Source organism: Actinomycetospora sp. (genome assembly GCF_036497585.1).
Lineage (GTDB): Bacteria > Actinomycetota > Actinomycetes > Mycobacteriales > Pseudonocardiaceae > Actinomycetospora.
Genome location: NZ_DASXJD010000032.1, coordinates 1 through 13951, shown reverse-complemented (window position 1 = coordinate 13951; position 13951 = coordinate 1). Strand labels below are relative to the sequence as shown.

12 protein-coding genes and 1 pseudogene are annotated in these 13951 nt (G+C 74.2%); 2 read left to right on the top strand and 11 right to left on the bottom strand.

Going from position 1 to position 13951, the window contains the following annotated elements:
* The 10 genes and pseudogenes from obgE to folC form a co-directional block, all read right to left on the bottom strand.
* A pseudogene (gene obgE / locus VGH76_RS02940) lies at positions 1 to 536 on the bottom strand (GTPase ObgE); the annotation flags it as partial.
* 79 nt (positions 537 to 615) lie between these two features.
* Positions 616 to 873, bottom strand: coding sequence for a 50S ribosomal protein L27 (gene rpmA / locus VGH76_RS02935; protein WP_331555114.1), 258 nt, complete (start codon positions 871 to 873; stop codon positions 616 to 618).
* Between the two features lie 15 nt (positions 874 to 888).
* On the bottom strand, positions 889 to 1188 hold the full coding sequence (gene rplU / locus VGH76_RS02930; RefSeq protein ID WP_331555112.1) for a 50S ribosomal protein L21: 300 nt from the start codon (positions 1186 to 1188) through the stop codon (positions 889 to 891).
* Positions 1189 to 1364: 176 nt separating this feature from the next.
* The gene (locus tag VGH76_RS02925) at positions 1365 to 4544 is read right to left on the bottom strand and encodes an Rne/Rng family ribonuclease (RefSeq protein ID WP_331555111.1); all 3180 of its coding nucleotides are present in this window, start codon (positions 4542 to 4544) and stop codon (positions 1365 to 1367) included.
* 165 nt (positions 4545 to 4709) lie between these two features.
* A complete protein-coding gene (locus VGH76_RS02920; RefSeq protein WP_331555110.1) occupies positions 4710 to 5630 on the bottom strand; it encodes a TIGR03936 family radical SAM-associated protein in 921 nt (306 codons plus the stop codon).
* The gene (locus tag VGH76_RS02915; RefSeq protein WP_331555109.1) at positions 5627 to 7669 is read right to left on the bottom strand and encodes a TIGR03960 family B12-binding radical SAM protein; all 2043 of its coding nucleotides are present in this window, start codon (positions 7667 to 7669) and stop codon (positions 5627 to 5629) included. The genes VGH76_RS02920 and VGH76_RS02915 overlap by 4 nt, the downstream gene beginning before the upstream one ends.
* 17 nt (positions 7670 to 7686) lie before the next feature.
* Positions 7687 to 8094, bottom strand: coding sequence for a nucleoside-diphosphate kinase (gene ndk / locus VGH76_RS02910; RefSeq protein WP_331555108.1), 408 nt, complete (start codon positions 8092 to 8094; stop codon positions 7687 to 7689).
* A 29-nt stretch (positions 8095 to 8123) separates the two neighbouring features.
* Complete coding sequence (locus VGH76_RS02905; RefSeq protein WP_331555107.1) at positions 8124 to 9065, bottom strand: hypothetical protein; 942 nt, start codon at positions 9063 to 9065, stop codon at positions 8124 to 8126.
* Positions 9066 to 9275: 210 nt separating this feature from the next.
* Positions 9276 to 9653 carry a DUF4233 domain-containing protein gene (locus tag VGH76_RS02900; protein WP_331555106.1) on the bottom strand — a complete coding sequence of 126 codons (378 nt, stop codon included), beginning with the start codon at positions 9651 to 9653 and terminating at the stop codon, positions 9276 to 9278.
* The gene (gene folC / locus VGH76_RS02895; RefSeq protein ID WP_331555115.1) at positions 9650 to 11218 is read right to left on the bottom strand and encodes a bifunctional tetrahydrofolate synthase/dihydrofolate synthase; all 1569 of its coding nucleotides are present in this window, start codon (positions 11216 to 11218) and stop codon (positions 9650 to 9652) included. Before folC ends, VGH76_RS02900 begins: the two co-directional genes overlap by 4 nt.
* Positions 11219 to 11295: 77 nt before the next feature.
* Here folC and fdhD point away from each other — a divergent pair, with 77 nt between their 5' ends.
* Together fdhD and VGH76_RS02885 are read left to right on the top strand one after the other, a co-directional pair.
* The gene (gene fdhD, locus VGH76_RS02890) at positions 11296 to 12138 is read left to right on the top strand and encodes a formate dehydrogenase accessory sulfurtransferase FdhD (protein ID WP_331555105.1); all 843 of its coding nucleotides are present in this window, start codon (positions 11296 to 11298) and stop codon (positions 12136 to 12138) included.
* 82 nt (positions 12139 to 12220) lie between these two features.
* Positions 12221 to 13159 carry an alpha/beta hydrolase gene (locus VGH76_RS02885; protein ID WP_331555104.1) on the top strand — a complete coding sequence of 313 codons (939 nt, stop codon included), beginning with the start codon at positions 12221 to 12223 and terminating at the stop codon, positions 13157 to 13159.
* Positions 13160 to 13173: 14 nt separating this feature from the next.
* Here VGH76_RS02885 and clpX read toward each other — a convergent pair.
* A partial coding sequence (gene clpX / locus VGH76_RS02880; RefSeq protein ID WP_331555103.1) for an ATP-dependent Clp protease ATP-binding subunit ClpX occupies positions 13174 to 13951 on the bottom strand: 778 nt, incomplete at its 5' end.

Genomic DNA, 13951 nt, shown 5'->3' with positions numbered 1-13951 from the left:
AGCGCGCTGACCAGCGAGGACTTCCCGGCGCTGGGGAACCCGAGCAGCCCGACGTCGGCCATCGAGCGCAGCTCGAGCACGAGGTCGAGGGTGTCGCCCGGCTCGCCGAGCAGCGCGAACCCGGGGGCCTTGCGGGTGGGGCTCGCCAGCGCGGCGTTGCCCAGGCCGCCGCGCCCACCGCGGGCGGCGACGTAGCGGGCGCCGGGCCCGGTGAGGTCCCCGAGGACCTCGCCGTCGGTATCGAGGACGACGGTGCCCTCGGGGACGGCCAGCTCGACGTCCTCGGCGTTGGCGCCGTTGCGGAAGCTGCCCTGCCCCGGGCGGCCGTTGCCGGCGACGGCGTGCGGGCGGTGGTGGAAGTCGAGCAGCGTGTGCACGCCGGGGTCGACGACGAGGACGACGTCGCCGCCGCGCCCCCCGTTCCCGCCGTCCGGGCCACCCAGTGGGACGAACTTCTCGCGGCGCACGGAGGCGCAGCCGTGGCCGCCTGCCCCGGCGGTCACGTGCAGCGTCACGCGGTCGACGAACCGCGCCATGGCCGTTCCTCTCCTGACATACGACGAGGGGCGGACCCCATCGGGCCCGCCCCTCGCCGGTGGTTCTGCTGGTGGAGGCTCAGGCCTCGACCGGCACGATGTTGACGTTCTTGCGCCCGGCCTTGTGGCCGAACTGGACGGCGCCGGCGATCAGTGCGAACAGCGTGTCGTCCCCGCCGCGGCCGACGCCGACGCCCGGGTGGAACTTGGTACCGCGCTGGCGGACCAGGATCTCGCCGGCCTTGACGACCTGGCCGCCGTAGCGCTTGACCCCGAGCCGCTGGGCGTTCGAGTCACGACCGTTGCGGGAGCTGGACGCACCCTTCTTGTGAGCCATGGTGTGTCGCTCCCCTTACTTCGAGATGCCGGTGATCTCGACCTGGCTGTACCGCTGGCGGTGGCCCTGGCGGCGCTTGTAGCCGGTCTTGTTCTTGTACTTCAGGATCTTGATCTTCGGGCCCTTGGCCTCCCCGACCACGTTCCCGGTGATCGAGACCTTCGCGAGGTCGTCGGCCGAGGAGAGGACGGTGGACCCGTCGACGACCAGGATCGGCTGGAGGTCGACCGAGTCGCCGTCCAGGAGCTCCACGTCGACGACGTCGCCGACCGCGACCTTGTACTGCTTGCCGCCGGTCTTCACGATCGCGTACATCTCGGACGCAGGCTCCTGTCGTGCTGGACGTCTGTCTGGTTCCCGGGAGGGCCCTCGCTCGCAGCGCGGGCGGGCACCTCACCGCGCGCAGGGGCTCGACACCCCTGCGCTGCTGAGGACAACGATACCCGCCGCCGCGGCCACCCCGGGCGCCGGGGTGGCCGCGGCGGACGCGCTCAGTTCCCGCCGACGGCGACCGGGGGCCCGGCGGGCCGGGACGCGGCCCGGCGGCGCCGACGGCCCGCGGGCGCCGCGGAGTCCTCGTCGTCGGTGGTGGGGGCCGGGGTGTCCGGCTGGTCGGGCTCCTCGCTCACGGGTGCCGCGGGGTCGACCGGCGGCGCCTGGGTGGTGGCGGGCTCGGTGGTGGCGGGCACGTCGTCGGCCGGCCCGTCGTCGGCGGCCGCGGGCTGCGGGGGTGCGACGGCGGGTGTGTCGGGCTGGTCGGGCTCCTCGCTGACCGGCGCGACGGCGGTGGCCGGCTCCGCCGCCCCGTCCTCGACGCCGGTGCTCTCCTCGGCCTGCTCGGCCTCGAGCTCGACCTCGGGCTCTGCGGCCTGCTCGGCGGTCTCCTCGACGGCGTCCTCGGCCTCGGGGGTGCCGCGCCGCGCCGCGAGCTCGGCAGGGGTGGGCACGGGGCCCGCGGTCCCGTTCGGCGAGCCGTCCGCGGTGGCCGAGGCGGCCACCGTCGTCGGCGACCCGCCCTCGGAGGACGCCCCGCGACGACCCCGCCCGCGCCGCCGGCCGGAGCCCGAGCCGTTCTGGCCGGAGCCGCTCTGGCCGGAGCCGCTCTGGCCCGACCCGTTCTGGTCCGTGGCGACCTGGGCCTGGTCCCCGGCCGACGAGGCCGCCGAGCCCGACGACCCCGACGAGCCGTTCTGTCCGTTCTGGCCGCCGCGCCCGTGGTCGTGGCCGTTCGACACCGGGTCGGTGTGGACGATCACGCCGCGGCCCTTGCAGTGCTCGCAGGGCGTGGAGAACTCGTCGAGCAGGCCCTGCCCGACCCGCTTGCGGGTCATCTGCACGAGCCCGAGCGAGGTGACCTCGGCGACCTGGTGGCGGGTGCGGTCCCGCCCGAGGCACTCGGTGAGCCGGCGCAGCACCAGGTCGCGGTTCGACTCCAGGACCATGTCGATGAAGTCGATGACGATCATGCCGCCGATGTCGCGCAGCCGGAGCTGGCGCACGACCTCCTCGGCGGCCTCGAGGTTGTTACGCGTCACCGTCTCCTCGAGGTTGCCTCCGGAGCCGGTGAACTTGCCGGTGTTGACGTCGACCACCGTCATCGCCTCGGTGCGGTCGATGACCAGCGTGCCGCCCGAGGGCAGCCACACCTTGCGGTCGAGCGCCTTCACCAGCTGCTCGTCGATGCGGTAGGCGCTGAAGGCGTCCTCCGGGCCGATATGGCGGGACAGCCGCGGCACCAGTTCGGGCGCGACGTGGGAGATGTAGCCCTCGAGGGTCTCCCAGGCCTGCTCCCCGGAGATCACGAGCGAGGAGAAGTCCTCGTTGAACATGTCGCGGACGACCCGGATGAGCAGGTCGGGCTCCTCGTGCACCAGCGTGGGCGCCTTGTTGGACCCCTTGCCGCCGCCCTTGCCCTTGCCGCCACCGCCGCCCTCGGCCGCCTCGCGCCCGGTGCGCTCGATGACCTCCCACTGGGCGGCGAGCCGGCGCACGTCGCGCTCGAGCTCGGCCTCCTCGACGCCCTCGGCCGCCGTCCGGATGATCACCCCGGCCTCGGACGGCACGATCCGCTTGAGGATGTCCTTGAGCCGCTTGCGCTCCGTCTCGGGCAGCTTGCGGCTGATGCCGGTCGCGCCACCGCCGGGCACGTAGACCAGGAAGCGGCCGGGCAGGCTGATCTGGGTGGTCAGCCGGGCGCCCTTGTGGCCCACCGGGTCCTTGGTGACCTGCACGAGCACGCTGTCACCGGAGGAGAGCGCCTGCTCGATCTTCCGCTGCTTGCCCTCCAGGCCCGAGGCGTCCCAGTTCACCTCGCCGGCGTAGAGCACCGCGTTGCGCCCACGCCCGATGTCGACGAAGGCCGCCTCCATCGAGGGCAGCACGTTCTGCACGCGGCCGAGGTAGACGTTGCCGACCATCGAGTTCTGGCCGCTGCCGGCGACGAAGTGCTCGACGAGCACCCCGTCCTCGAGCACGCCGATCTGGTTGCGGTCGGCCTGCTGGCGCACGACCATCGTCCGCTCGACGGCCTCGCGGCGCGCCAGGAACTCCGACTCGGACAGGATCGCCGGACGACGACGGCCCTGCTCCCGCCCGTCCCGACGGCGCTGGCGCTTCGCCTCGAGGCGGGTCGAGCCCTTGACGCCCTTGACCTCGTCGTCGCTGGAGCGCTTCTTCGGCTCGGCCTCGGTCTTCTCGCGGACGTGGGTGACGGTGTTCGGCGGGTCGTCGGCCGGCGTGGAGTCCCCGGAGTCCTCCGAGCTGCGGCGACGCCGACGACGGCGCCGGCGGGAGGACCCCGACGACGCTTCGCCGGAGTCGCCGTCCTCGGAGCCCTCGGACGCGTCGCCCTCGGCGGAGTCGTCGTCGTCCTCGTCGTCGGACCCGGAGTCGGAGTCGGAGTCGGAGGAGTCGGTGTCGTCGCCCTCGGCGGAGTCGGACTCGTCGCCGGACTCGTCGTCGGCCCCGCCCCGGCCGCGACCGCGACCCCGGCGTCCGCGACGACGGCGCCGGCGTCCGGACTCCTCGTCGCTGTCGCCGTCGCCGTCGCCGTCGGGCGTCTCCGCCTCGGTCGTGGCTTCGCCCGACTCGTCGGCCTCGTCGGACGCCGTCCCGGTCCTCTCGGTGGGCGCGGCGGACCCGGCCGTCCCGGGGGCGGTCGCGGTCTCCTCGGGGGTCTCGTCGGGCGTCACGACCCCGGAGGAGCGGCTGCCCCGACGACGCCGGCGCCCACCGGACTCGCCGTCGGGAGTGGTGGTGTCCGGAGCGAGGAAGAGCGCGGCGGGGGCGGTCGGCGCGTTGGGGACCGCCCCGGTGACCTGCTCGCCGACGTCCCCGTCGGGCACGGTCGCTGGTCCCGGCGCGACGTCGGGGAGCGCGGCCTCCGGGGAGCCCCCGGCGGACGTGTCGGCGGCCGCTCCGGTCGGGAAGAACGCGTCGACCACCTGGGACACCGTGGTGCGGTCGACGCTGGACTGGGCGCTGCGGGCGGCCACGTCGAGCCGCGCAAGCACGGCGAGCACCTCGCGGCTCGACGACCGGACGAGCCGGGCCAGCGCGTGGACCCGCAGCTTCTCGGGCAGCGCGGCCAGCGCCGCGTCGTCGGGGCGACCCTCGGGTGAGGGTGAGGCAGCCGACGGGGGAGCACTGCTCGGGGCCTCGTTCTCGGACATGCAACTCCTTCGGCCCCCGGGCGCGACCTCGCGGTCGCGGCCACACGAGGGCATCGCGTGGTCTCGCCTGACGATCTCCGGTACTCGGGGTACCGGCTACCGCCGTGGAACGTCGGGCGCCCGGTGCTTCGGGCGGCGGCGACCCGATCGGGCCCCGCGCCGTCCTCAGGCCGGACGGTCCTCGCCGGCGTGCCGCACGGGGTCGGTCTCGCGACCGGTCGTCGCGCGGTCCACCTCGAGCGGATCGAGCAACTCTCCGCTCGCGCCGAGCCGGCCCTGCGCCGTTCTCGTCGCGGTGACGGGGACGGGCGGCTCCAGCCCGGCGACGGTGCGCAGCGCGCTCACCACGTCGTCGGGTCGTACAGCCGGCGTGGTGTGCCGTACGACCAGGGACAGTGTCCCACACACCGACCGGCGTGGCCGGGCACGGAGGTCGGAGACCTCGGGCGTGGCGCTCGCGGCGGCCTCGACCGGGTCACCTGACGGCCGTGCGCCGTCTCCCGACGCGTCATCTCCCGATCCTGCATCGTCCGGGTGACAATCGTCGAGGGCGTCCATGACGTCGAGCCGGACCAGCGCCGCGCGGACGTCGAGCGTGCGGGGGCCGTTCTTGGTCATCCGCTCGACCTCGACGACCGGGGCGGCCTCCAGCGCCGCGACCGCCTTGCCGAGCCGCTCCGGGTCCACCCCGGGCAGCGCGATGCGCCAGACGGAGGTGTCGATACGGTCCGCGAGGGCGCCGGGCCCGGCGCGCACCACGTCGAGCACCGACAGCCCCTCGGGCAGCACCGCATCGACCTCGCGGGCCACGGCCGCCGGATCGAGGTCCTCGGTCAGCCCGATCTCGACGAACTCGGCCTCGCTGGCCGCCCCGGTCGGCGCGGCGCCGATCCAGGAGAGCCTCGGGTGGGGGCTGAAGCCGTGCGAGAGCGACACGGGCACCCCGGCGCGGCGCAGCGCCCACTCCATCGCGCGCGCCACGTCCCGGTGCGAGCTGAACCGGGCCCGGCCGCGCTTGGCGAACCGCATGCGGACCCTCGCCACCGTCGGCGCCGAGGGGTGCGCGGCCGCGCCGCCCCGGCTCACGTCCGGGACCCGCCGGTCGGCGCGGACGACGTCCCGGCCGAGAACGCGGGGTTCCGGACGGGTGTCGACGTCCGGCTCTCGACCGGCGTCAACGGGAGCATCCGCCCCGCCGCGACCATGTCCTCGCCGCTGGGGCCGATCTGGATCTCGGTCCCCATCTGCGGGCAGACGCCGCAGTCGAAGCACGGCGTCCAGCGGCAGTCGTCCTGCTCCCGCGAGTCCAGCGCGTCCTGCCAGTCGTCCCAGAGCCAGCCGCGGTCGAGCCCGGAGTCGAGGTGGTCCCAGGGCAGGACCTCGTCCCCGTCGCGCTCCCGGGTGGTGAACCAGGCGAGGTCGACACCCAGCGGCGGGAGCTCGCGGGCCGCGGCGGCCTCCCACCGCTCGAAGGAGAAGTACTCGCTCCAGCCGTCGAAGTGCCCGCCGTCGCGCCACACCGCCTCGACCACGCGGCCCACCCGACGGTCACCCCGGGAGAGCAGTCCCTCGATCAGCGAGGGCTGGCCGTCGTGGTAGCGCAGCCCGACGTTGCGCCCGAGCGACCGGTCGGAGTTGATCGCCTCGCGCAGCTTCCGCAGCCGGCCGTCGACGACGTCCGGCGCGGCCTGCGCCGCCCACTGGAACGGGGTGTGCGGCTTCGGGACGAAGGCGCCGATCGACACGGTCGCCCGGACGTCGCCCCGCCCCGCGGCCTTGCGGCCGGCGCGGACCACCTCGTGGGCCATCGTCGCGATCTGCAGCACGTCCTCGTCGGTCTCGGTCGGCAGACCGCACATGAAGTACAGCTTCACCTGCCGCCACCCGTGCTCGTAGGCGGTCGACACGGTGCGGATGAGCTCCTCCTCGGAGACCATCTTGTTGATCACTCGCCGCAGCCGCTCGGAGCCGCCCTCCGGGGCGAACGTCAGGCCCGACCGGCGCCCGGAGCGGGTCAGCTCCTCGGCGAGGTCGACGTTGAACGCGTCGACCCGCGTCGAGGGCAGCGAGAGCCCGGTGCCGGTGCCCTCGTACCGGTCGGCGAGGCCCTTCGCGATCTCGCCGATCTCGGAGTGGTCGGCCGAGGAGAGCGAGAGCAGGCCGACCTCGGAGTACCCCGAGGCCGCCAGACCCTGCTCGACCATCTCGCTCACGCCGCGCTTCGACCGCTCCCGCACCGGGCGGGTGATCATGCCCGCCTGGCAGAAGCGGCAGCCCCGGGTGCAGCCGCGGAAGATCTCGACGCTCATCCGCTCGTGCACGGTCTCGGCCATCGGGACCAGCGGCTGCTTCGGGTAGGGCCAGTCGTCGAGGTCGGACGTGGTGCGCTTGTGGACGCGGGCCGGCGCGGCCGGCGTCGTCGGGCGGACCTCGGTGATCGCGCCGTCGTCGACGTAGGTCACCTCGTACAGGCTCGGCACGTAGACCCCGGGCACCCCGGCGAGGCGCTCCAGCGTCTCCCGCCGGCCGAGGCCCTCGGCCTTCGCGGCCGCCACGACGTCGGTGATCTCCCCGACGACCTCCTCGCCGTCGCCGAGCACGACGAGGTCGACGAAGTCGGCGATCGGCTCCGGGTTGAACGCCGCGTGGCCGCCCGCGAGCACCAGCGGGTGCTCGGCGGTGCGGTCCGCGGCGTGCAGCGGGATCCCGGCGAGGTCGAGGATCTCGAGCAGGTTGGTGTAGCCGAGCTCGGTTGCGAACGAGACGCCCAGGACGTCGAACGCGGCGACGGGCCGGTGGGCGTCCACGGTGAACTGCGGGACGCCGTGCTCGCGCATCAGCGCGGCGAGGTCGGGCCAGACGGCGTAGGTGCGTTCGGCGAGCGCGTCGGGCCGCTCGTTGAGGACCTCGTAGAGGATCATGAGGCCCTGGTTGGGCAGGCCGACCTCGTAGGCGTCGGGGTAGCAGAGCGCCCAGTGGACCTGCGCGTCCTCCCACGGCGTCACCGTCGCGTTGCGCTCGCCACCCACGTACTGCACGGGCTTGCGGACCCGGGGCAGCAGCGGCTCGAGCCGGTCCCAGACCGACTCGGGCGCGCCGCCGCGGATCGGGGCTTCGACGGACATGCAGCCCAGGGTAAGGGTCAGCCGAACCAGAGCTTGATCTCGCGCTCGGCCGACTCCGCGGAGTCGGAGCCGTGCACGATGTTCGAGCCGGTCTCCAGCGCGAGGTCCCCCCGCAGCGAGCCCGGCGCCGCCTTCTCCACGGGGTCGGTCCCGCCCGCGATCTGCCGGAACGCCGCGATCGCCCGCGGCCCCTCGACGACGGCCGCCACGACCTGCCCGGACGTGATGAACTCGATGAGCTCGCCGAAGAACGGCCGCTCGGCGTGCTCGGCGTAGTGCTGCTCGGCCAGCGAGCGCTCCACGGTCTTGAGCTCCAGCGACGACAGGCGCAGGCCCTTGCGCTCGATGCGCGAGATCACCTCGCCGACCAGGCCACGCTGCACGCCGTCGGGCTTCACCAGCACCAGGGTGCGCTCGTCGGACACGGCACTCCTCTCCCCTCGAACTCCACGATTCAGGCGGGGACGAGCCTACTGAGACCCCCGTCGCACTCCCCGTCCGGGAGTGGCGGGCGCGGCATCCGCCCGGCCCGTCGGCCACCCACCCGCGGCGGGGGATCCCACCGGTCGGCCGTCCGCTCCAGCCGCGCCGCAAGGCCGTCGAGCGGCGCCGGGCTCTTCCGAAGGCCCCACTGCTCCGCCACGTCCTCCTGCACCTCGAGCACCTCCCAGCCCACCGCCGCGGCCGCCGCCCGCACCCCCGCCCGGTGCGCGATCCCGAGACGCACACCGGGCCAGGCCAGGGAGAGCTCCGCGACCAACCGCCCCTCGCCGTCCAGCAACCGCTGTGCCACCAGCGGCACCTCCAGTCCCCGCGCGAGCAGCCCCACCCGCAGCCGTGAGGCCCTCGGCGAGGGACTCCGCGGGTCGACCCACCCGAGCACGGCCGCCACCGCGGCGACGCCACGCTCGCCGGGGTGCCGCTCCGCCACACCCCGGACGTCGGCAACGTCGGTGTCGGTCGCCGCGAGGAGTGCATCGAGCACGACGGCCGCCTCTCCGCGCGGCAGCCCGCGGGCGAGATCGAGGGCGGTGCGGGCCGGCGAGGTCACCCGGACGCGGCGGACGACGGTCACCTCGGTCTCCGGGACGGTCACGCGGTGCACGCGCACCCCGGGCACCGCACGCCACGTGGAGCGCCCGAGGAACAGGTCAACGGTCGTGTCGGGAGCGGCCACGTCGACGTCCCACACGGCGAGCGCCGCGAGCCCGCCCACGACGGCCCCGGGACGCAGGAGAACCGCGCCGGCGGCCCGCATCGCCATCGTCACCGTGCGGTCGGCGCGGACCGACACCTCCGGGAAGAGCGGGCGATACGTGCCGTCGGTGAGGTGGTGGCGCGCGAGCGCCCCGTACTCCAGGGCGTCGGCGTTGCGGAACGGGCGGTCGAGGTCCATGGGGCATGGACGGCGGTACCGGCCGGTCCGGTTCCCTCCCGCGCGGCCGAGTTCGCGTTCCTCGGCCTGCGAGCGGCTCCCGGGGTGCGGGTGACTAGGCAGATGATCATGTCGACGGCACCAGACCCAGCCGGTGCCGGCGGCATGATCAACTGCCTACTGCCGACGGGGCGAGTTCGAGCGCCGGCCGGCCGCCGGGCATCCCGTACCTCAGTCGACCGGCCACGCCGCCTGGCGACGGATCACCTCGCGGCGCATCCAGAGCATGAGCGCCCACACCAGGCAGAAGATCAGCCCCATGAGGCCGAGCGAGGGCGAGAGCACGAACCCCAGCAGCATGAGCACCTGGAGCCCGACCGCGAACGCGAGCCCCCACGGCCGCAGGATCACCACGCAGCCGACGATCATCCCCACGGTCAGGACGAGGACCAGCGCCAGCTTGACCGGCGTGATCCCGCCCTCCACCCGGGCCATCACGGGCAGCACCAGCGGCACCGCGATCGCCTCGAGGACGAGACAGGCGCTGGCAGGCCCGCGGAAGGCGCGCCGCGCGTCAGGCGCGCGCGTCACGTCCTGCTGCTCGCTCACGCCGGCTCCCGTCCCAGCAGGGCCCGGGCCTCACCCGCGGCGACGACGGAGCCGATGACGAGCACCCCACCGCCGGCGACCGGCTCGTCGTCGTCGGAGGTCTCCTCGGCCATGCCGATCGCGGTCTCGAGGGCGGCGTCCATCCGGGTCTCGACGACGACCCGCTCGGCGCCGAAGCGTCCGACGGCGAGGCCGCCGAGCTCGTCGGGGTCGAGGGCCCGCGGCGAGGACATCCCGGTCACGACGATCTCGTCGAGCACCGGCTCGAGGGCGGCGAGGATCCCGTCGGCGTCCTTGTCGCCCATGATCGCGACGACGCCGACGAGCTTGCGGAAGGAGAACTCCTCCCGGACCGCGGCAGCCGCGGCGGCGGCGCCGTGCGGGTTGTGGGCGGCGTCGACGACGACGGTGGGCGCCGAGCGCAGCCGTTCGAGCCGGCCCGGGACGCGGACCGCGGCGAACGCGTCGCGAACCGCGTCGATGTCGAGGCGGCGGGAGGCGCCGGCGCCGAAGAACGCCTCGACCGCGGCGAGGGCCAGCGCGGCGTTGCCGGCCTGGTGCTCGCCGAAGAGCGGCAGGTAGATGTCGTCGTACTCGCCGGCGAGCCCCTGCAGGCGCAGGGACTGCCCGCCGACGGCGACCGAGCGCTCCAGCACCCCGAACTCGACGCCCGCCCGCGCCACCTCGGCGTCGACCTCGACGGCGCGCTCGAGCAGGACCTGCGCGACCTCCGGGGTCTGCTGGGCGAGCAGCGCCACCGAGCCCGGCTTGATGATGCCCGCCTTCTCGCGGGCGATCCCGGTGATGTCGGAGCCCAGGTAGTTCATGTGGTCCAGGCCGATCGGGGTGATCGCGGCGACGGCGGCGTCGGCGACGTTGGTCGCGTCCCACGAGCCACCCAGCCCGGTCTCGAGGACGGCGACGTCGACGGGGGCGTCGGCGAAGGCGGCGAAGGCCATCGCGGTGAGCACCTCGAACTTCGAGCAGTGCACGCCGTCGACGGCGTCGCGGGCCTTGTCGACCACTCCGACGTAGGGCGCGAGCTCCCGCCAGGTCTCCACGTAGCGGCGCGCGGAGATCGGACGGCCGTCCAGCGCGATGCGCTCGGTGACCCGCTGCAGGTGGGGGCTGGTGTAGCGACCGGTGCGCGGCCCGATCCGGGTGAGCAGCGCGTCGATCATGCGCGTCACCGAGGACTTGCCGTTGGTGCCGGCGACGTGGATGACCGGGTAGGCCCGTTGTGGTTCGCCCAGGACGTCGCTCAGGGCGCGGATGCGCTCGAGCGAGGGCTCGATGCGGGTCTCGGGCCAGCGCTGGTCGAGCTCGGCCTCGACCTCGCGCAGCGCGGCGAGGTCCTCGGGGCCGTCGTGCTCGGCCTCCGGGACGGCGTCCGGGTCGGGTCCGGTGCGCACCAGCGCGTCGGCCATCGCCGCCCCGCCGGGCGTCGTGTCACCGCCCGCCGCGGCCAGGAGCTGGGCGATCTCGTCGGGGTCGGTGTCGCCGGCGGCGTCGGTCTCCGAGGAGGAGGAGATGCCGTCGGGACTGGCCCAGGGCTCGTACCGCATCACCGGCCGATCCTACGGGTGGGTGAGACGATGGGGCGGAGCCGTGAGGTGGGAGCCGACATGGGACGAGTAGCCAAATGGGAAGGGTAACCGTGCGACGCCCGGTGGTCCGGGTCCGCGAGCAGGGCGTGCAGCGCCGCCCGGACGCGCTGGCCGCCGAGGAGCCGCTGGAGATCCGCGTGGACGGCCGCCCGCTCGCGGTCACGATGCGCACACCCGGGCACGACGTCGAGCTCGCCCACGGCTTCCTGCTGACCGAGGGCGTCATCACCTCGATCGAGGACATCGGGACGGCCCGGTACTGCGACTCGGTCGACGAGACCGGGCGGAACACCTACAACGTGCTCGACCTCGCCCTCGCGCCCGGCGTCGCCCCGCCCGACGACGCCGTCGAGCGCCGCTTCTACACGACCTCGTCGTGCGGGGTCTGCGGGAAGGCCTCGCTCGACGCGGTACGCACGAAGACCGCGTTCCCGCCCGAGAAGGACGAGGTGGAGATCTCCGCCGAGGTGCTCTTCGGGCTCCCGGATGCCCTGCGCGCCGCCCAGAAGGTCTTCGACTCGACCGGCGGGCTGCACGGCGCCGGCCTGTTCACCGCCGACGGCACGCTCCTAGCGGTCCGGGAGGACGTCGGGCGGCACAACGCCGTCGACAAGGTCCTCGGTCACGCCCTGCTCACCGGCGGCGTCCCGGCCGCCGGTACCGTGCTCATGGTCTCGGGCCGGGCGTCGTTCGAGCTGGCCCAGAAGGCCGTGATGGCGGGGGTGCCCGCCCTGGCCGCGGTGTCGGCGCCGTCGTCGCTCGCGGTCGAGATGGCGGACGACGCGGGGATGACGCTGGTCGGTTTCCTGCGGGGCCGCTCGATGAACATCTACGCCGGCGCGTCCCGCGTGGTCGGCATCGACGACGAGGCACGATGAGGTGGTCCGGCACGACGCCCGACGTGTGAGGGGCACACCGAGGGGGAGGAACGCGGGTGGCGCGAACGCGGTGTCGGGGCCGATGCAGCCACTGACGCGTCGACAGTTCCTCGCCGGGAGCGCCGCCGTCGCCGGCGCCGGGGCCCTCGCGGCCGGTGGTGTCGCCCTGGCCGGCGAGGTCGAGACCCCTGCGCCGCTCCCCCAGCGCGTTCCCGTCCCCGCCCGTGCTCCGCGGAGCACCCAGGCCGACGTGACGGTCGAGTGGGTGCGCTCGACAGCGCGCAACCGCTCGGTGCGGCTCGTGATCACCTCCCCGCCCGGGCGTGACCGCAGGACGCTCCCGCTGTGCGTCGGGCTGCACGGGCTCGGGGGCAACGCCCTCTGGTGGGGCGACCCGGGCATCCGCCGGGTGCTCGGTGCCGCGTGGGCCGCCGGCGTCCCGCCGTTCACGGTGGCCGCCCTCGACGGTGGCGACAACTACTGGCACCCGTTCCGGCCAGGCGACGACCCGGGGCGCATGCTGCTCGACGAGCTCCCGGTCTGGATGACCGAGCGCGGGATCGCGCGCGACGCCCGGGGAGTGCCGGTCCTCGCGGCGGGCGTGTCCATGGGCGGCGCAGGGGCGCTCGTGTACGCCCGGGAGCGGGCCCACCGGGCCGCGCCCCTGAGAGCCGCGGCCGCGGTCTCACCGGGGCTGTTCACCGACTGGCGGGTGGCCGCCAAGCGTCCGTTCGCCGGGTTCGCCGACTGGGCCGCCAATGACCCGCTGCGCTTCCACCCCGAGATCGCGGGCACCCCGACCGGGGTCTGGTGCGGGGACAAGGACGCGTTCGCCGACGCGGTGCGCCGCTACATCGCCCTCGCACACCCGGAGTTCTCGCGGATCAGCCCCGGGAAGCACGACGGCACGTACTTCGGGTCGGTCCTGCCGCAGGTCGCCGCGTTCCTCGGGAAGCACGTGGCGCCACCGGCGCTGCCCTTCGCCCAGCCGGCCGGGCAGACCGTGTTCCCGCACCTCTGACGAGGCCGGGACGATCAGGCGGACTTGTCCCGACGCTCCCGACGGGCCGGCTGGCGCGGCACGATCGTCGGGTTCACGTTCTCCCTCACCGTCTGCTCGGTGACGACCACCTTCGCGACGTCGTCGCGGCTCGGGATGTCGTACATGACGGGGTTGAGGACCTCTTCCATGATCGCCCGCAGGCCGCGCGCGCCGGTGCCGCGCAGGATGGCCTGGTCGGCGATCGCGCCGAGCGCGTCCTGGTCGAACTCGAGCTCGACCCCGTCCATCTCGAAGAGCTTCTGGTACTGCTTCACCAGCGCGTTGCGCGGCTCGGTGAGGATCTGGACGAGGCTGGGCTTGTCGAGGTTCGACACCGAGGCCACCACCGGGACGCGGCCGATGAACTCGGGGATCAGGCCGAACTTGATGAGGTCCTCGGGCATGGTGTCCCCGAAGGACTCGGCGGACTCCATCTCGGCCTTGGAGCGGATGTCCGCGCCGAAGCCGAGCCCGCCGCGGCCGACCCGCTCGGCGATGATCTTCTCGAGGCCCGCGAACGCCCCCGCCACGATGAACAGCACGTTCGTCGTGTCGATCTGGATGAACTCCTGGTGCGGGTGCTTGCGCCCGCCCTGCGGGGGCACCGACGCCGTCGTGCCCTCGAGGATCTTCAGCAGGGCCTGCTGGACGCCCTCGCCGGAGACGTCGCGCGTGATCGACGGGTTCTCCGACTTCCGCGCGATCTTGTCGACCTCGTCGATGTAGATGATGCCGGTCTCGGCGCGCTTGACGTCGTAGTCGGCGGCCTGG

Excerpts from the sequence above, each read along its gene's own strand:
- rpmA (WP_331555114.1), bottom strand. The coding sequence starts at position 873 with ATGGCTCACAAGAAGGGTGCGTCCAGCTCCCGCAACGGTCGTGACTCG.
- rplU (WP_331555112.1), bottom strand. The coding sequence starts at position 1,188 with ATGTACGCGATCGTGAAGACCGGCGGCAAGCAGTACAAGGTCGCGGTC.
- VGH76_RS02925 (WP_331555111.1), bottom strand. The coding sequence starts at position 4,544 with ATGTCCGAGAACGAGGCCCCGAGCAGTGCTCCCCCGTCGGCTGCCTCA.
- VGH76_RS02915 (WP_331555109.1), bottom strand. The coding sequence starts at position 7,669 with ATGTCCGTCGAAGCCCCGATCCGCGGCGGCGCGCCCGAGTCGGTCTGG.
- VGH76_RS02905 (WP_331555107.1), bottom strand. The coding sequence starts at position 9,065 with ATGGACCTCGACCGCCCGTTCCGCAACGCCGACGCCCTGGAGTACGGG.
- folC (WP_331555115.1), bottom strand. The coding sequence starts at position 11,218 with ATGCGGTACGAGCCCTGGGCCAGTCCCGACGGCATCTCCTCCTCCTCG.
- fdhD (WP_331555105.1), top strand. The coding sequence starts at position 11,296 with ATGGGAAGGGTAACCGTGCGACGCCCGGTGGTCCGGGTCCGCGAGCAG.
- VGH76_RS02885 (WP_331555104.1), top strand. The coding sequence starts at position 12,221 with ATGCAGCCACTGACGCGTCGACAGTTCCTCGCCGGGAGCGCCGCCGTC.